Origin of the sequence: Paenibacillus sp. FSL R5-0923, assembly GCF_038009145.1 — a bacterium.
Classification (GTDB): domain Bacteria; phylum Bacillota; class Bacilli; order Paenibacillales; family Paenibacillaceae; genus Paenibacillus_AQ.
On sequence record NZ_JBBPAT010000002.1, the window covers coordinates 349,701 to 368,403 of the forward strand.

General features: G+C 44.7%; 10 protein-coding genes. 7 read left to right on the plus strand and 3 right to left on the minus strand.

The window, feature by feature from the left end; translation table 11 throughout:
* Nucleotides 1-231 precede the first annotated feature (231 nt).
* On the plus strand, nucleotides 232-5,031 hold the full coding sequence (locus MKX35_RS26565; protein WP_076299149.1) for a glycosyl hydrolase: 4,800 nt from the start codon (nucleotides 232-234) through the stop codon (nucleotides 5,029-5,031).
* A gap of 85 nt (nucleotides 5,032-5,116) precedes the next feature.
* Here the strand turns inward: MKX35_RS26565 and MKX35_RS26570 are convergent, their stop codons facing one another.
* Nucleotides 5,117-5,521: a GrpB family protein gene (locus MKX35_RS26570; protein WP_076299150.1), complete on the minus strand. Its 405-nt coding sequence runs from the start codon at nucleotides 5,519-5,521 to the stop codon at nucleotides 5,117-5,119.
* A 77-nt stretch (nucleotides 5,522-5,598) separates the two neighbouring features.
* The gene (locus tag MKX35_RS26575) at nucleotides 5,599-6,555 is read right to left on the minus strand and encodes a D-2-hydroxyacid dehydrogenase (protein ID WP_042185224.1); all 957 of its coding nucleotides are present in this window, start codon (nucleotides 6,553-6,555) and stop codon (nucleotides 5,599-5,601) included.
* A gap of 88 nt (nucleotides 6,556-6,643) precedes the next feature.
* Here MKX35_RS26575 and thpR point away from each other — a divergent pair, with 88 nt between their 5' ends.
* The 3 genes from thpR (at nucleotide 6,644) to MKX35_RS26590 (ending at nucleotide 8,972) form a co-directional block, all read left to right on the plus strand.
* Nucleotides 6,644-7,246, plus strand: a complete 603-nt coding sequence (gene thpR, locus MKX35_RS26580) for an RNA 2',3'-cyclic phosphodiesterase (RefSeq protein WP_076299151.1) — start codon at nucleotides 6,644-6,646, stop codon at nucleotides 7,244-7,246.
* Nucleotides 7,247-7,323: 77 nt separating this feature from the next.
* A complete protein-coding gene (locus MKX35_RS26585; protein WP_076283914.1) occupies nucleotides 7,324-8,214 on the plus strand; it encodes a cell wall hydrolase in 891 nt (296 codons plus the stop codon).
* Between the two features lie 74 nt (nucleotides 8,215-8,288).
* A complete protein-coding gene (locus MKX35_RS26590) occupies nucleotides 8,289-8,972 on the plus strand; it encodes a metal-dependent hydrolase (protein WP_042185230.1) in 684 nt (227 codons plus the stop codon).
* Nucleotides 8,973-9,041: 69 nt separating this feature from the next.
* On the opposite strand, the gene MKX35_RS26595 is transcribed toward MKX35_RS26590, so the two are convergent.
* Entirely contained in the window at nucleotides 9,042-10,229 is a 1,188-nt protein-coding gene (locus MKX35_RS26595; protein ID WP_076299152.1) for an MGDG synthase family glycosyltransferase, read from the minus strand.
* A 267-nt stretch (nucleotides 10,230-10,496) separates the two neighbouring features.
* Between MKX35_RS26595 and MKX35_RS26600 the strand changes: the two genes are divergently transcribed.
* The 3 genes from MKX35_RS26600 (at nucleotide 10,497) to gltB (ending at nucleotide 18,590) form a co-directional block, all read left to right on the plus strand.
* Nucleotides 10,497-11,072 (plus strand): TetR/AcrR family transcriptional regulator, encoded by a 576-nt coding sequence (locus tag MKX35_RS26600; RefSeq protein WP_179085738.1) that lies wholly within the window; start codon nucleotides 10,497-10,499, stop codon nucleotides 11,070-11,072.
* Nucleotides 11,073-11,275: 203 nt separating this feature from the next.
* Entirely contained in the window at nucleotides 11,276-13,630 is a 2,355-nt protein-coding gene (locus MKX35_RS26605; RefSeq protein ID WP_076299153.1) for a YhgE/Pip domain-containing protein, read from the plus strand.
* Between the two features lie 364 nt (nucleotides 13,631-13,994).
* A complete protein-coding gene (gltB, locus tag MKX35_RS26610; protein WP_076299154.1) occupies nucleotides 13,995-18,590 on the plus strand; it encodes a glutamate synthase large subunit in 4,596 nt (1,531 codons plus the stop codon).
* Nucleotides 18,591-18,703 lie beyond the last annotated feature (113 nt).

Consider the following 18,703-nt stretch of genomic DNA (forward strand, 5'->3'; position numbering starts at 1 on the left):
TTAGTATTTCGTTATTAATTATTCGACTATATTTATGCTTGTTAACCCTGATATTCAGTGTTTTTTCTAACAAAATAGCTATTTATTAAAATAAGTTATTGTTTGTATGCCACTTTAGTGCTAATATAATAACTAAATTGTTATTGGTAATAAATGGGGAGGTTGATAAAGAAGTCGAATCTTCTGCTTGAGTAATAATGAAAACCTTTACAAAACGGGAGGGTAAAACGAATGAAGAGGTTCAAAAAAAGCTTTGCTCTATTTCTTACAGCAGTAATGCTCGTTACAATGGCTGTGCCTGCGCTAGCTAACGGAAAAACAAATGAAAACCTCAAGGCGCACTGGGCTGGAGAAAGTGTAGAGAAGTGGCAGGGTAATGGTGTTATTCAAGGTTATCCGGACGGCTCTTTTAAGCCGGATCATAAAGTAACGCGTGCTGAGCTTGTAAGTATTATTAATAAGCTATTTGGATTTAGCACTCTTTCGGAAATGTCATTCTCGGATGTACCTGCTAAAGCTTGGTATGCAAGCGCTTTATCTATAGCGAAGCAAGCTGGCTATTACAAAGGTTTTCCTGATAATAAAGCGAAAGCGGATACTGAAGTAACTCGTCAAGATGCTGCAACATTAATTGCTTCTGTTTTTTCACTGGAGCCAGGCACTAAAGCGAGTGCCTTTACAGACCAAGCATCCATCAGCGCTTACGCTAAAGAGGCTACCCTAGCATTGAGTGGAATTCTATCCGGCTATCCAGATGGTACATTTCGTCCGAACGAACCAATTACAAGGGCAGAGGTAGTCACTATCGTTGACAGATTGGTTAGCGGCTACTACAACACAGCCGGTACATTCACTGGGGGAGATATCCATGGGAATATTGTCATTAACCAAAGTGGGGTTGAACTAAAGAATGTAGCTGCATCAGGCAACCTTTATCTTACCTCCGGTATTGGTGATGGTGAGGGTGTCTTGGAGAATGTAACAGTACAAGGTAATGTACTTATATCTGGTGGTGGCGAGCATTCGATTCATTTAAAAAATTCTAAATTGGCTGTTGTAAAAGTGAATCGTCCTGAAGGAAAAGTTCGGGTCGTTATAGAGGATCGTACGGTCATCACTCAACTGACTATTGATAGTGCTTCTATTATAGAAGTAGGCTCAGGTTCTACAATCGATCAGCTTGTGATTGGTAACGGTGCAACGGGAACGTTGATTACAACAAAAGGTACCATTAGCAAGCTTGTAGTAAGTGCTTCCTCTGTAGTCTTAAATGGAGTGACTATAGTAGAAGGAACATACACTGTGAAGGATGGAGTTCTTGTAGGACAGGGAACAAGCACACCGGCGCCTGGGGGCTCAGGTGGAACTAGTGTAGAGCCTACAGCAACGCCAGTACCGACGGCTACTCCGGAACCTACAGCAACGGCTGCTCCAACGGCAACACCAGAAGCTGGGGTTCATATCGTTGACGTAGATGCATCGACTGCTACCAAATCATTATTTGCTTATCTGGATAGCATGAGCGGTAAACAAGTTATGTTCGGTCATCAGCATGATACTACCGTCTCTTTTGCCGGAAAGGATAAGAACGGAAATGTTATTTCTGACGTATACAGCTCCACTGGTGATTATCCTGGGGTTTTTGGTTGGGACACCCTTAGTTTAGATGGATATGAGAATCCTCCTGGAGTTAGCGGAGATTATGAAGCGAGTAGATTAGGATTATCTGCTGCCATGAAGCAGGCTCATGATTTGGGTGGTATTGTAACGCTAAGTACACATCCGTACAATTTTGTTACGGGTGGAAGCTTTAACGATACAGGGAATTCCAAAGGAGCAACGCGCTCGGTAGTATCACGTATTTTGCCGGGCGGAGATAAGAATGGAGAGTTTAATAAATATCTGGATCGCATCTCTGATTTTGCGAACAATCTTAAGGATGACGATGGCAACCTGATTCCAGTTCTGTTCCGTCCTTTCCACGAACAAAATGGAGGTTGGTTCTGGTGGGGTGCGGCTACAACGACAAAGAGTGAATACGCGGAACTGTACAGATATACAGTTGAATACCTACGTGATGTTAAAGGCGTTCATAACTTCCTTTATGTATTCTCACCAAACGGATCTTTTAATGGAAATGAAAGTGAATATTTAACGACTTATCCAGGTGATCAATTTGTTGATATTCTTGGAATGGATCAGTATGACAACAAGGAGAATGCGGGTTCGGAGGCTTTCCTCAATGGTCTTGTTAAAGACCTTAAGATGATTTCTCAGCTTGCTCAAGACAAAGGTAAGATTGTTACCCTATCTGAGTATGGTTATAGTGCTGCTGGTATGAAAACAACAGGAAATAATGAGCTGGAATGGTTCACTAAAGTATTGAATGCGATCAAGGCTGACCCTGATGCGGCAAAAATATCTTATATGCTGACTTGGGCGAACTTTGGTGAAGGTAATAATCTGTATGTTCCTTATAAGAATGTTCCTAACAAAGCAAATCATGAGTTGCTTCCTGATTTCGTGAATTTCTATAAAGATGATTTCACGGCTTTTGCGAGCGATGTGAAAGATGATAATAAGTACAATCTCGAGGTTGAAGTGGCAGGAAAGAAACCTTTCCTCCACATCGTAACTCCGAATAATATCAGTACAATAACAGATGCCGTAACCGTTATTCGGGCCAAGGTATTAAATGCAGTGCCTAGCAAAGTGACTTATACTGTGGGTGATTCTGGAGTAGAGGTGGAAATGACGCTCGGTGCGGACGGTTACTATAGCGCTTCATGGCAGCCAGACGCTAGTCTGAATGGCAGTTCAGCAGAGATTACAGTGAGGGCATATGGAACTGGAGATGCTACACTTACACAGACTAATTCTGTATTCTTAAAAATCAATGAAGCGCCAATAAAGGTACTTAATTTTGATACTGACAAGGATTTGGAGCAAATCCAAAACAATGGTACTTGGTCAGGGCTCGCCAATAACGCAGAGATGATCAAGACGGTCTTGCAGCATGCGTCACTAGATGCTAACGGTAAGCTTGTTATTAACATTACTGAAGGGCTGTCTGCTGAGGATACTTGGCAGGAACTGAAGCTGCAATTGAATGATCTTGCACTGGATGGAGTGGATCTGACTCAAGTTACACGTGTGAAGTTCTCCGTGTTAATTCCGGAGGCTGCTCAGAATGAGGCTAACAATGCTGCGGTACGCAGTGTGATTCAGTTGCCACCAGTTTGGGATACAAAGTATGGCATGGACTCATCCTATAAATCTTTGTCCGATCTTGAGAAAGTTAACGTGGGTGGTGGATCACAGTATTATAAATTTGATGTTTCGATTGATCTGGATAATGCCGCTAAATCAGCCGAAGCCACTGGTCTAGCGATATCTCTGGTTGGCAGTGGTTTGGAAGTGGAAGGTGAATTGCCAATCTATGTAGATAATATCGGTCTTTATAATACGTATACTGCACCTGTTGCTGACAAAGCACTGGTAGATAATTTTGAATCTTATGGCTCAAGCGATGAAGCACTGGTAGCCAAATATCCTAAGGCTGGCGGAGATGATGTGAGCGTATCTTTAAGCTCCGAACATAAGGCATCCGGGGATTACGGAATGAAACTGCACTATACGATTAATAATGCAGGTTATACCGGAGTAGGTAAAAGTCTGGGTTCGATGGACTGGTCCGACTATAATGCACTCAGTATGTGGGTAGCTTCCGATGGAGACAACGCTTATGCTGAGAAAGGTGAGCCGCTTAAGCTAGTGGTGCAGCTTGTCATTGATGGAGGATATTTCGAAGCCTATCCGGTCATTAATCCAGACAAGAACGGTAAAATAGTATTAAGTTTGAAGAATTTGACGGAGATGAGCTGGGGAAAAGCCGGAGAACTTACACAGGAAAGATTGAAGCAAGTTCAGAGCTTTAATTTGTATGTGAATGCGATGGACGGACAGAGCCACGAAGGTTCGCTCTACTTTGACGATATTCAAGCGGTCTATGACGGGACACTTCCGGATATGTCGGAAGAAGGAAATGGAGGTTCGCAGGGACATGCGCCTGGCGTGTTGTACGCCTTCGCTACAGAAGCTGATATTGCAGGATGGGCTGCAACAAACGGTTCGTCTGCCAACGCTCAACCTCCAGCATTTGATGCCAATGAAGAAGCGGCAAGTGTACAATTTGATTTGATTAATACTGGCAATGATGCAAATGGCAGCTCCAAAGAATCCTTTGAACTTGCTATTAATCCTGAGAAGCTGAATATTATAGGGCTGGATACGATCAGCGCTAAGGTTAAGCTCTCGAGTGGTGCAGCTAAAGCGCGTCTATTCATCAAGACAGGTGCGGACTGGAAATGGAGCGACAGCGGTGATCCTGTGCCTGTAGATTCTAAGGGTTATATGACCTTATCTATTTCACTGCCGACTGCAGCAGCAGGGGTGGGCGTAGATTTGGCTGCTGTAAAGACGATTGGGATTAAAATTGAGGATGTTTCCAATGATGGAGGAACTGCGAAGCTTTATTTGAAGGAAGTATCCCTGGAGAAAGCTGTCCCGGATGTTCACTATGGCTTCGAGACGGGTAACGACGGTTGGGCTATCAATTCTGGTACAGCCACAGTAACTTCTGATGTATATGCTGAAGGTAATCAATCTTTGAAGCTTGATTTCGCATGGAATGGAGAGGATAAAGATCCTTTTATAGCAGCATCAAAAGTAGCTGCACTTGATCTGAGCTCATTCTCCAAGCTTACTGCTAAAGTTAGAATCGTCTCTGACCAGCCTGATGTTCAAGCGAAGCTGTTTCTTCAATTAGGTGGCTATGCAGTATGGGTAGATTCGGGTGCGAAGATAGCTGCTCAGGATGGATTCACGGAGTTCACGATTGATCTCAGCAACAATTCCAATCTATCACCTGAGAATTTGAAGAAAGTGGATGCCATTGGCATTCAGTTTGTTACACCTTCTACGGCTGGAACCGCTACAGCTTATATTGACGAGATTATAGCTTCTAATTAAGAGCGCTGCGATCCAGGTGTGAAATAAGGGTCCCTGCATGTCCATTAGGATTGTCTAATAGACATGCAGGGACTATTTTGTATGATCAGTTTATAGTTAAAGTTGAATAGTATTCAAGCGCTGTTCTTTCTAGTTCGGTGACAAATGCTTCTTTCCCACCCATATAAGCTTCAATGTCCTTCGGAAATTGATTCGCAAGATCCTCTTTTAGATTACCGTATTGTTCTGCTGCCTCGCCACTCATACCGAACTCGCCCATACATTCGTAACCGAGCTCTGTCGTTTGCGCGTTGAAGTCATCAATGACTTCGATATTTCGTACAACAGGCATCATATCAATGATTGGTTTAGCTTTTAGCCCAGGAACAGAAGTGCTGCCAATATGGTGAATATCAATAAGTGCCTCAGCGAAGATCTCTTTAATCTTACGAGATTCTTCTTGGAAGATAAGATTCCATTTCTCATTGTATTGTGTGACAGTAACATCCATTTCGCTAACCTCTCTTTATGTTTGATTCCTGGATTTTTTATTATAGAACAAGTGTTCTTAATAATCAAATGCTAAATTTAATATTGGCGGGCATAATCAACGAGATTTAGGGATGGAGTGCCAGTAGATAAATAGGAATTTATATTTTCGGTAAAAATATTTACGATTCGATTAGCGTATTGATCGGTTATGCCAGCAGAATGAGGAGTGATGACTACCTGCTCCATAGTCCAAAGTGGATGATCCTGCGGGAGGGGTTCGGTTTCGAATACATCCAATCCCGCACCACGAAGCTGACCGCGATTCAGTGCATGGATTAGAGCCTCAGTATCAGTAGTCGCTCCACGTCCAACGTTAATGTAATAAGAGCCTTGTTTAAAGGCAGAGAAGATAGCAGTATTAAATAATTGCTTAGTTTCATCGGTGATAGGGAGAATATTGATGATGAAGTCGCCTTGGCTCACAGCTTCTGGCAGATGGTCAGTGGTATATACTTGATCAAAATCAGCGAGTGGCTTGCCTGAGCGACTTACTCCGATCGTCTTCATCCGGAAAGCTTTAGCGATTCTGGCAGTTTCGCTGCCGATGGCTCCAGTTCCAACAATAACGGCTGTCTTTCCGAACAATTCACTCTCACTTCCGTCAGAATTCCAGTAGCGGTTCATCTGATTGCGAACGGCTGTATGCAAATTACGTGTGAAGAGAAGCATGAAGCCAAAGATTACCGCAGAAATAGGCTCGGCATGCACTCCGCTCCCACTAGTCAATAGGATTCCACGTTCCTTAAAACGCTCTAACGGGAGCTTCTCAATTCCAGCAGACCAGGATTGGACCCAGCGAAGGGGCGAATCTGGACGAAGAAGCGTATCGGCGATACCTTTAGCCCAGCCAATTACGATTTCAGCATCAGCTAGCAGCTGTAAATCTGGATTTTTGCCGTCACCTTGTATGAATGTATAACCGGGGGCTGCTGCTTTGATCCTTTCTTGTTGCTCGGCTGTAAGTGGTTGTAGACATACTATGGACTTAGTCATGATGTATTCCTCCTGCTCTAAGGTTTGATGGAAATGGATAATGTTATAGGATAAGGATACCAAATCTATAGGAGAAGGTGAAATTGATATGGATGCTAACGTGTCAGAAAAAGATTCAGAACGATTATTTATTGCTGTGAAATTACCCTCAGAACTTGGGCAAGTTGTGGCGGAAGAGTGCTCTAACCTATCTCAAAAGTTTCATTTTGCAAAATGGACTCATCCAGAGGATTATCATATTACCCTGCAATTTTTAGGAGACACCCCAAAGACGAAAATCCCGGATTTAATCATGTCGTTGAAGCAGATGTCAGAGCAATGCCGCCCCTTCAAACTATCCTTAGACAAATGGAATACATTTGGTCTGCCAAAGGCTCCAAAAGTTTTATGGGTAGGGGTTTCTGGCGAACTAGAAGAGCTGAATTTACTGGCTGCGAGAGTACACACTGCTACACTTCCTTTAGGTTTTTCGGCCGAATCCAGGGAGTACAAACCACATCTCACAGTGGCTCGAAAGTACCTTGGAAAAATTTCATTTGATGATAAATTGCTGGAAAATTTACTGAAATTGGATGATGAAAAAAGATCAAAAATCTTTCATAGAGACTGGACGATTGATAGTTTTGTGTTGTATGCTACCAGAATGTATGCCATTCCTATGTATGAAATGATTGAAAATATTACATTTTAAAATCGGTATTTAAGTTTTCAAAGCTTCCGTTTTCGGTTACATACAATAGGAATGTGCCGTGAAATAGGAGGAATATCATGTTAATCTTTAAACAAAACCGCTGTATCGCGTTGCTTGTTGGCGTTATACTAGTGTGTTTCTCTGCCATAAGCTTAATGCAGCCTAATCAGGTTGCCGAGGGGAAAATAGATAATCTGCAGATGGATAAGCTGCAATCCACCAGCCGAGCATCGGTAATTAATTATTTGCAAGAAGAATCAAAATCTAGTAAGACGAGGGGCACTACAAAAGTTTCACAAACGAATAAGCTTTACAGCACAGTTAACCTGTTCAGTTCCACTTGGAAACCAGAGCAGAGTGTAGAATGGCTTAGTAAGAATAAAATAAAGCCACAAAATACATCGCAGGCTTCCATAGTTCGGGTAAAGGCTGATGTAGCACAATCTAATTCAGCTGCGCAGAAAGCGACAGCGAAAAAGAGCGCTCAGACTGTAGTTAAGACAGTCTCGGCATCTCAGAAAAATCCCCTCACAACATTATACTTCTCTCGGACCGAGCTATTAAGCCAGGAGCAGCAAAGTAAAGCAACCCGGCGCTACGCAGTATCCGAAGAAGAACTGCTTCTGCTACAAAAAATTGTAATGGCAGAGGCGGAAGGTGAACCGTACCAGGGCAAGGTGGCAGTTGCCAACGTTGTTCTGAATAGGCTACGGTCAGCCAATTTCCCCGACACGATATATAAGGTCATTTATCAAAAGCATCAATTCAGTCCTGTAGCTAACGGGCGTCTTAAACGTGTCAAGCCTAATGATGATAGTATTAAAGCGGTGAACGCGGCGCTCTCTGGGGTGAAGGAAGTTCCCGATAGTACTTATTTTTTCCTATCGCTTAAGCTTGCGCAGGATCTTACCGTACATCATTCGCAGGAGTATGTGAAGACCATTGGTAATCATACGTTTTATAAATAATTGACCTTATCTGTGAACCTCAGCTATTTATAGGGTAAACTAGACTATATAACCCTGGAGGTGGAAGAATTGTCATGAAGATCACTTATTACGGACACTCAGCGCTGCTGGTAGAAACAGAGCAAGCGAAAGTTATTATTGACCCTTTTTTGTCAGGAAATCCGAACTCCGGTATTTCACCTGATGACATTACTGTAGATGCTGTCCTGCTGACTCACGGTCACTCGGATCATTTAGGTGATGCTGTGCAAATTGCCAAACAGAATGATTGTCCGATCTTTGCAGTTTTTGAGCTTGCAGAATACTGCCGAATGAAGGGTGCCAAGGTTAAACATATGAATATAGGCGGCAGTCATATTTATGATGCCATTACCGTTAAATATACTCAGGCGTTTCATTCCTCATCGATTCAGGAAGGCGACGTTTGGATTTATGCTGGACAACCCGCAGGTATTTTATTGACGATTGAGGGGAAGACGTTATTCCATGCAGGTGATACCGCACTATTCAGCGATCTGCGTCTGATTGGTGAAAGAACTGCGATTGATTTGGCGGCTCTGCCAATTGGCGATATGCTGACCATGGGACCGGATGATGCGCTCCTTGCTGCGCGCTGGCTTCAAGCGGACAAGGTCATACCACTTCATTACAATACATTTCCGGATATTGCTCAGGATGCTATGGATTTCTGTGATCGTCTGCGACAAGAGGGGATAGAGGGATTCCCGCTTAAAGCTGGTGAAAGTATAGAAATTTAATAAATCCTGATTACATGTCTATACAAAAAAAGCAGATAGCCGGGAATTTCCCTGGCTACCTGCTTTTCTTTATGGTGTAATGCACACAGGCTCTTCGCCTCGGGCTTGAGATCTTGCTCCTCTGATATCAGCTGTTTTGTCTGCGGGGTTGCCTAACATCTGCAGAACGGTAGTCGCGCAACTTTGCGGTTGATGTTTATCAGGGGCTAGACGGCGTTTACGCTGCTCTTCGAGAACAGAATACTCACGAAGCATCATAGAGAACCATTTGTTCACTACCTCACAGTCAAGTACCTCTGCTAGTCCTAGCTCTACGAAATATTGGCAGTTTTTCTCTTCCTGACCTGGAATAGCTTTATAGAAGAGCATTGGAATTCCCTTAGCCTGACCTTCGGTACAGGTCATACCGCCAGGCTTTGTGATTAGAAGGTCGGAAGCATCCATCAGTTTATTGATTTCACTGGTGTATCCAAGAATCCTGACGTTAGGATGATTAAGCCTTGGATTGGACTTCATTTTGGCTATAAGCTTCTCGTTACTGCCCATACAGAAGATGAGTTGGATGTTATCCATTCTGGCTGTGAGTGAATTCATAATCTCTTTGCCGAACATCAGTCCCCAGCCTCCACCCATTATGAGAACAGTAGGGATATCGGCTAGACCTAGTTCCTTGCGGAGCAGCGTCTTGTTGGATCGTTCCCAGAACTTCGGATGCACAGGAATGCCTGTGACCGTTACAAGCTCAGGAGCAATCCCTCGGCCTGTTAGAATTGATTTGACGCGTGGGGTAGAGACGAGATATCGATTGACCTCGGAATTTACCCAGCTACCATGTGCATCATAATCTGTAATTAACGTATACAGCGGAACCTCCAATCCACGACGCTTTAGTCTGGAAATGACAGCGGCCGGAATGGGGTGTGTGCAAATAATCAAATCAGGCTTTAGCTGTTCGATCACTTGAGAGGCATGTGTATAAAAAATCCGGTGAAGTGCCATCTTAGTCAACGGGTTCAATGATTTATGATATTGTGTCTTATACATCATGCCGACCAGCTTAGGCTGGCTGCTAACTGTTTTTCGGTAAGCGGAAAGAATCCATGGGGCGACCATCGGGTTAAGAAATTTACCTAGCTCGATGACTCGGCACTGGACATCCGGATTCAGCAGCTTTATTCCTTCGGCCAGAGCATAGGCTGCTCCTGTGTGGCCCGTACCGAAGCCTTCCGAAAACAGCAGTACTCTTTTCTTTCGCATAAGTTCACCTGCTACTTTCCTTTTCAATAGAAATGCGGAATTTCTTCTTAAATAGATGAGGGAAAACTGTTCTCTACTCACATTATACAAATAAGACGTAAATAGAAAGTTAAAACCCTGCAATAAATAAAAAAATAAAAGATTTTCTAAAGTATTGCAAACTGCAAAGCTACATGTTAAAGTAATGAATGACCAATTGACCGGATTAGTAAAGTGGTCAGATAGTCAGCGGTAATGATATTTTCTGGAGAAAGGAAGTGGGCACAGGTGGCAGTGGTGGATCGAAGACAGCAGGTGCTTCAGGCCGCAGCAAAATCATTTTCATTATTCGGATATAAGGCGACTACCATGGATCAGGTTGCTAAGATCGCAAATGTCGGGAAAGGAACCATCTACACCTTTTTTACAAACAAAGAGCAATTGTTTGATGAGATCCTGCGCGATATGATGGTAGAAATGAAGATGATTGCTGATCGCGAGATCAGGCGAGACAGACCTTTCTTTGATAACCTGCATCGTGTGCTGGATGCCCTGCTGGAATTTCGAAGTGAGCAGGAGCTATTCATCAAGCTTTCCCAGGAGAGTCGCGAATTCGGAACGCCGCAGGCAGGAGAAGGGCTCGAGAAGATCGAGAACTTAGTTTTAGAATATTTAGAACGGGAGGTGCAACAAGCCCTTGAAAAGGGAGAAATCAAACCTTGCGATCCTAAAATCGTATCTGTAGTCATGTTCAGGCTATATATTGTATTGACTGCTGAACTGAATAAAACACATACTCCCTTGGACAAGGAACAGATCAAGATGTACTTTCATTTGTTTCTCGCCGAAGGACTGGCACAGTAAGCGTTGATTCAGGATAGGGATGGCGTGATTAGATTGCTTTCCCTTAACAATTTCCAAGCTGTTTTAGGCATTGAAGAAGAGCCGAAAGGCGTTTTTTTATCCCCTAAATTGACCGAATGGGGAAAACGGTCACCTAGTGTTACGTAATATTTCGCAAACAAAGCATTTTAAAGAGAGCATAAGCTCATAAGGAGAGAACCAGAATGAAATCATTATCCGTATTTACCAAGGATCTTGGCGCAGCACTGAGAAATCCAAAGGTGCTGATTCCGATGATTGCCATCCTATTTATTCCGGTGATGTATAGCGGATTCTTCCTAAAGGCATTCTGGGATCCGTATGGCAAGATGAATGAGTTACCGGTTGCTGTGGTCAACCAAGACGTCGGTGCTAATTATGAAGGAAAACAACTTCAGGCCGGAGATGATCTGGTTGAGGAGCTTAAGGTAACCGATGGCTTTCAATGGAACTTTGTTTCACTAGAAGAAGCGCAAGCAGGAATGGAGGACAATACCTATTATATGGCGATTATTGTTCCAGAAGACTTCTCTGCTAAAGCAACAACGCTTTTGGATGATGAACCACAACCGGCAAAAATTATTTATGAGCCAAATGAAGGCTACAACTTCCTGGCCGGACAGATCGGTGGAACGGCTGTATCAGAAATTAAATCTAAAGTATCCGCTAAGGTAACAGAGGCTTATGTGGAGTCTGTATTCAATCAGATTACAGAAGTTTCTGATGGATTGGGCGAGGCGGGAGATGGAGCTTCCAAGATCGCAGATGGCGCTGGTAAGCTAGATGACGGAGCCTTGAAGCTGAAAGATAATCTTCTTGTACTGACAGATGGTACAGGTAAACTTCAAAATGGTGTAGAACCACTTACTAAAGGTGTGTCTGATTTAAATTCAGGTGCTACTGCAATTCAAACGGGTTCTAGCACTTTGGCAGGCGGTTTGCAACAATTGTCGGCTGCTCATACACAGCTTCAAGATGGCGTTGCACAAAGCGCTGCCGGCAGTAAACAGCTTAGTGACGGCTTGAAGCAAGCTGTAACAGGTGCCACACAGCTTCAAGCAGGTACGAAGTCTGCTGTAGATGGTACTACTAAATTACAAGCAGGAACACAATCTTTAGTTGACGGCAGCGCGAAGCTGGAAGCAGGTTTAACCTCTTCCGTGGATGGCAGCGCGAAGCTAGAGGCAGGCTTGCAGGCTTCCGCAGAAGGTAGCACAAAGGTTACTGAGGGCGCTAAAGCGGTCGCTCAAGGCTTGCAGCAATTGGCACAGGCTAGTCCTGAGTTGGCACAGAATCCGGCCGTACAGAAGCTCCTAGCAGCTAGTGCAGCTGTTGCACAAGGTAGTGAGCAACTGCAACAAAGTCAAGAGCAGCTGGCACAGGGTGCTACTGCACTCCACAGTGGGCAAGAGCAACTGGCACAAGGTGCAACTCAACTGCACTCAGGTTCACAGCAGGTAGCTGCTGGTGTAACTCAGTTGCATGATGGAGCGCAACAATTAAATGCTGGTAGCACACAGCTTTTGACAGGACAGCAAAAACTGGCACAAGGCGCATCTGCACTTGTAACAGGTGGCAATAAGCTGAATGCAGGGATGCAACAATTTGGTGCGAAGCTTAAAGAAGCTGCAGCTGGAGGCAGCAAGCTGGCTGAAGGCGGTAAAGCGCTTGGCGATGGTACCTCAAAACTGCTAAGTGGTGTAGGCGAACTAGGTTCCGGTATCAGTGCTGTAGCAGATGGTTCGAAAAAACTGGCTGACGGTGCAGGCGAGCTGAAAGATGGTATGGATGATCTGAAATCTGGATCAACAGAACTGGCAACTAAGCTTAGCGATGCTGCTGAAAAAACAGGCAGCGTGAATAAGTCAGATAAAATGATGGAAATGTTCGCACAACCGGTTGTGATTGAGGATCAAGTTGTAAATCATGTACCGAACTACGGCACAGGGTTTGCTCCTTACTTCTTATCTCTTGGTTTGTTCGTAGGTGCACTGATTTCTACAATTGTTATTCCAATGCGTGAATCAGCTGTAATAGGCGCAAGCCGTATGAATCGTTTTATCAGCCGTACGCTTACGTTCTCAATCATGAGCTTTATCCAGTCTATGCTGGCTGCTGTGGTTGTATTGTACGGACTTGGACTAGAAGTACAAAGTGTACCGCTATTCTTCCTATTTACATTCTTGACTAGTCTAGTTTACACATGGGTAGTTCAATCCATTGTTACTTGGTTGGATCAACCGGGACGTTTTGTTGTTATCGTTATTCTTATTTTCCAATTAACAACTAGTGCCGGAACATTCCCACTTGAATTGATCCCGAACTGGATGAAATTCTTTAACCCACTGCTTCCTATGACTTACACAGTTAGTGGTCTTAAATCAGTAATTTCTACAGGGGACTTCAGTGCAATGTGGAGTGACGTAGGTGTGCTTGCAATCTTCGGTCTTGGGTTCCTTGCTCTTACTTTCGCTTACTTCATGACCCGCAGTCGGGACAATGAAGCTGGAATGAACAGTGAACAAGCTATGACTGTATAATTTGAAAAAAAGTAATTAAAAAGCGTCTCCTCCGGGAGGCGCTTTTTTTTGAGTTTAAATCATAGAACCCTTTTTCTTGCAAACATTCAAGGGTGATGAAAATTCTTGAAACGCTTTCATTGCATAAGTTCTTATGCGTCATTTATGCATAATTATACATAGATGAGTTTTTTTAAACTTTTGTCCACTAAAGCTGTGTCGCAAAAAGAAATGTTAATCAGCATCATAAAAAAGTTTAAATTGCGCTGTTGTCACCCCGGTGATAAAATAATAGCACTAATCTGGCTTGAATAATTATTAAAATTTTAATCTGAAAAATTTTCCAAAGATTACGCCATACTTTATAATAGAAAGGTTGCGTTCGATGAGACACACTGAACTGCCCGGAAAACAGGGCCTGTATGATCCCCAGTTCGAAAAAGATGCTTGCGGCATGGGATTTGTAGCCCATATTAAAGGCAAACCGTCCCATGATATTGTTAGTAACGCTTTAACAATGCTCTTTAATATGGAGCATCGTGGCGGACAAGGTAGCGAACCCAACTCTGGTGACGGAGCAGGTATCATGCTTCAAATTCCGCACCGTTTCTTTGCTAGTGAAGCCCAGAAGCTTGGCTTTGCTTTGCCGGAACAAGGCCATTATGGTGTAGGTATGATTTTTCTATCTCATAACGAGAAAGTTCGGGCTCAACATGAGGCTCTCTTAAGCAAAATTATTGCTGAAGAAGGTCAGGAAGTACTCGGCTATCGTGATGTACCTACCTATGATGAAATGCTTGGCAAAACTGCGAAGGCTGCAAAGCCTTTTGTGCGCCAAGTGTTTATCGGTCGCTCGGCCTCGGTTACGAACGAATTGTCTTTTGAGCGTAAGCTTTATGTCATCCGCAAACGTGCAGAGCTTGCGATTCGCTACGGTGGTGTAGAAGAGGCTGAAGCCTTCTATATCCCAAGCTTGTCATGTCGTAAGATCGTGTACAAAGGCATGCTGACTACAGAACAAGTCGGACAATTCTACCTGGATTTGCAGAACGAAGAGCTGGAATCAGCAATCGCGTTAGTTCACTCCCGTTTCAGTACGAATACCTTCCCAAGCTGGGAACGTGCGCATCCCTACCGCTTTATGATCCACAATGGTGAGATCAATACCTTGCGCGGAAATGTGAACTGGATGCATGCTCGCCAGTCGCTGTTCAAGAGTGAAGTGTTCGGCGAAGATCTGAGTAAGATCAAACCTGTTATAAACCCGGATGGATCGGACACTGCAATGTTCGATAATACCTTTGAGTTTCTTTATTTGAGCGGACGCTCCTTGACACAAGTAGCCATGATGATGGTTCCTGAACCATGGAGCAATCATGACAGTATGGACGCCGACAAGAAAGCTTTTTACGAATACCACAGCACTTTGATGGAGCCATGGGACGGACCTGCTGCAATGGGCTTTACAGATGGTGTGCAAATCGGCGCTATTCTGGACCGTAATGGCTTGCGACCTGCTCGTTATTATGTAACAAAGGACGACATGATTATTCTATCCTCCGAAGCGGGTGTACTGGACATTCCAGCAGAGGACATCTTATATAAAGACCGCCTGAAGCCTGGACGCATGCTGCTCGTGGATACGAAGGAAGGCCGTATTATCTCCGATGAGGAAGTCAAATCGGCTATCGCCACTGAGAAGCCTTACCGCCAGTGGCTGGATGAGCATTTGATTAGTCTCGAAGAGCTTCCAGATGCTCCTGAGCTACCAAATCCTAAGCATGACAATGTTCAGCAGCTGCAGCAAGCGTTCGGCTATACTTTTGAGGACTTGCGCAAGGTGCTTGAACCAATGGCATCTACTGGCGCTGAAGCTGTAGGTTCCATGGGGTATGATGCGCCGCTCGCTGTGCTTTCAGACCGTCCGCAGCGTCTATATAATTATTTCAAACAAATGTTTGCTCAGGTAACGAATCCACCAATCGATGCTATTCGCGAAGAGCTGGTTACCTCTACTACGACTACAATTGGACCAGAGCGTAACTTGCTTAAACCAGAACCAGAAAGCTGTCGCCAAATCTCGCTGCACACACCGATTCTTTCGAATGAAGATTTTGCTAAAATTCGTCATGTTCGTCGTGCAGGCTTCAAGTCGATGTCTATTCCGATTCTTTTCCCGGCTGAGCTCGGAGCAGAAGGAATGCGTATCGCGCTTGACCGTATGAACGAGGCTGCTGATCGCGTTATGGCTAAAGGTCATAACATTCTGATTCTGACGGACCGCGGTGTGGACCGTGAGAATGCTGCGATTCCTGCTCTACTTGCGGTATCGAGTTTGCATCACCATCTGATCCGGCAAGGAACACGGACAAAAGTTAGTATTTTGCTTGAATCCGGTGAACCTCGTGAAGTCCATCATTATGCACTTCTGCTTGGTTATGGTGTGAGTGCAGTCAATCCGTATCTGGCCTTTGAAAGCTTGGATGATATGATCGGCCAAGGCTTACTGCGGGGAATCTCGCATGAGAAGGCTGTGAAGAACTATATTAAAGCTGCCACTAAGAGCGTAGTTAAGATTCTTTCCAAAATGGGGATTTCGACTATTCAATCCTACCGGGGCGCGCAGATCTTTGAAGCTGTGGGTCTGAACTCGGAATTCGTGGATCGTTACTTTACTTGGACACCTTCCCGCATTGGCGGTATTGGTCTGGAGGAAGTAGCAACCGAGGCACTTATCCATCATAACCGTGCTTTCACGGAAAAAGACGGAAATGATAAAGTGCTTGATTCCGGTGGTGATTATCAATGGCGAAACGATGGGGAAGATCATTTGTTCAACCCACAGACCATTCATCTGCTTCAGCACTCCGTGCGTAGTGGAGATTATAAGATGTACAAGAAATATGCTGCACTTGTTCAAGGTGAAAGTGAGAAGCATCTGACGATTCGTTCCTTATTACAGTTCAAGTCAGCTTATGAACCGATTCCATTAGAGGAAGTAGAGCCAGTGGAGTCCATTATGAAACGGTTCAAGACGGGTGCGATGTCCTTTGGTTCCATTAGTAAGGAAGCGCATGAGACCCTCGCTATTGCAATGAACCGGATCGGTGGTAAGAGTAATACTGGTGAGGGTGGAGAAGATCCAGCCCGCTATATCCCGGACAGCAACGGCGATTCCCGTCGCAGTGCGATTAAACAAGTAGCTTCCGGACGTTTTGGAGTTACATCTAACTACCTTGTTAACGCTGATGAGATCCAGATTAAGATGGCTCAGGGTGCTAAACCAGGGGAAGGCGGACAGCTTCCAGGACGTAAAGTTTATCCATGGGTGGCTGAAGTGCGCGGTTCAACAGCTGGTGTAGGCTTGATTTCACCTCCGCCGCATCATGATATTTATTCGATTGAGGATTTGGCAGAGCTGATCTACGATCTGAAGAATGCCAATCCACGTGCAAACATTAATGTTAAGCTCGTCTCTGAAGTCGGAGTAGGTACGATTGCTGCTGGCGTAGCCAAAGGGCGCGCTGATATTATCCTGGTAAGTGGCTATGACGGGGGGACAGGTGCATCTCCGATGAACTCCATTCGTCATGCAGGTCTTCCATGGGAACTTGGCTTGGCCGAAACGCATCAGACGTTGATGCTGAACAATCTGCGTGACCGCGTTGTACTGGAAACAGACGGAAAAATGCTTAGCGGACGCGATCTAGCCGTAGCTGTATTACTGGGTGCTGAAGAGTATGGTTTCGCTACTGCTCCGTTAGTAGCTGTGGGTTGTATCATGATGCGTGTCTGCCAAATGGATACTTGTCCGGTTGGTGTAGCGACACAAAATCCAGATCTTCGTAAGAACTTTACGGGTGATCCACAGCATGTAGTTAACTTTATGACCTTTGTGGCACAGGATTTACGCGAAATTATGGCGAGTCTTGGCTTCCGTACGATTCAAGAGATGGTTGGCCGTACAGATTGCTTAGACGCTGCTCAAGCTTCGCAGCATTGGAAGAAGAAGGGCGTAGATTTGAGTAGTCTGCTGCATGTACCGGAAATGCCAGAGGGAAGCACACGCTTCTGCAGTAAACGTCAGAATCATGGTCTGGAAGAGACGCTTGATGTCTCTAAACTGCTGGATCTGGCTGCACCTGCACTGGAATCTGGAACGGCTGTAGAAGCATCGTTACCGATTACGAACGTTAATCGTGCCGTTGGAACCATCCTTGGTAGCGAACTGACACGTAAATACGGGGCAGCCGGCTTGCCTGATGATACAATTCGTCTTCATTTCACCGGTTCTGCTGGTCAAAGCTTGGGTGCATTCGTTCCTAAGGGGATCACACTTACGGTGGAAGGCGATTCCAATGACTACGTTGGTAAGGGACTGTCGGGTGGTAAGATTATTATCAAACCATCTCCAAAAGCTACCTTTGCAGCTGAGGACAATATCATTATCGGAAATACTGCATTCTACGGAGCAACAGCTGGAGAAGCTTATATCAACGGTATCGCCGGTGAACGCTTTGCCGTTCGTAATTCTGGAGCGAAGGTTGTTGTAGAAGGTGTGGGTGACCACGGTTGTGAATACATGACTGGAGGCCGTGTGGTTGTTCTTGGTGAAACAGGCCGTAACTTTGCGGCAGGGATGTCAGGTGGTATCGCTTATGTTTACGATCCAGAGAGATCCTTCATCGGCCGCTGCAATCTCGAGATGGTACTTCTCGAGAGAGTGGAAGAGCCAGAAGAGATCGAAGAGCTGCGCGAGCTGATTAGCCGTCATGTAGAGCTTACAGGCAGTAAGGCGGGAGCGCGGGTATTGGATCAGTGGGCAGATAGCTTGCCGAAGTTTGTTCGTGTCATTCCGAAGGATTACAAACGGATGATGGAGCAGATTCGCAAAGTGGAGCAAACCGGATTGACCGGCGAGGCTGCTTTGATGGCCGCATTTGAAGCGAATATGCGGGAGCTTGCACGTGTAGGTGGCTAAATACCTGCATTCTGAAAAAAACAGGTAATATTGAATGAAGTGATATAAGGGACTTGGACTCTTTCGTTTGCGGGAGGCCAGGTCCCTTTTTGTTCAAATCGAATCGAATCCTC

Excerpts from the sequence above, each read along its gene's own strand:
- MKX35_RS26565 (WP_076299149.1), top strand. The coding sequence starts at position 232 with ATGAAGAGGTTCAAAAAAAGCTTTGCTCTATTTCTTACAGCAGTAATG.
- MKX35_RS26570 (WP_076299150.1), bottom strand. The coding sequence starts at position 5,521 with ATGGATGTTACTGTCACACAATACAATGAGAAATGGAATCTTATCTTC.
- MKX35_RS26575 (WP_042185224.1), bottom strand. The coding sequence starts at position 6,555 with ATGACTAAGTCCATAGTATGTCTACAACCACTTACAGCCGAGCAACAA.
- thpR (WP_076299151.1), top strand. The coding sequence starts at position 6,644 with ATGGATGCTAACGTGTCAGAAAAAGATTCAGAACGATTATTTATTGCT.
- MKX35_RS26585 (WP_076283914.1), top strand. The coding sequence starts at position 7,324 with ATGTTAATCTTTAAACAAAACCGCTGTATCGCGTTGCTTGTTGGCGTT.
- MKX35_RS26590 (WP_042185230.1), top strand. The coding sequence starts at position 8,289 with ATGAAGATCACTTATTACGGACACTCAGCGCTGCTGGTAGAAACAGAG.
- MKX35_RS26595 (WP_076299152.1), bottom strand. The coding sequence starts at position 10,229 with ATGCGAAAGAAAAGAGTACTGCTGTTTTCGGAAGGCTTCGGTACGGGC.
- MKX35_RS26605 (WP_076299153.1), top strand. The coding sequence starts at position 11,276 with ATGAAATCATTATCCGTATTTACCAAGGATCTTGGCGCAGCACTGAGA.
- gltB (WP_076299154.1), top strand. The coding sequence starts at position 13,995 with ATGAGACACACTGAACTGCCCGGAAAACAGGGCCTGTATGATCCCCAG.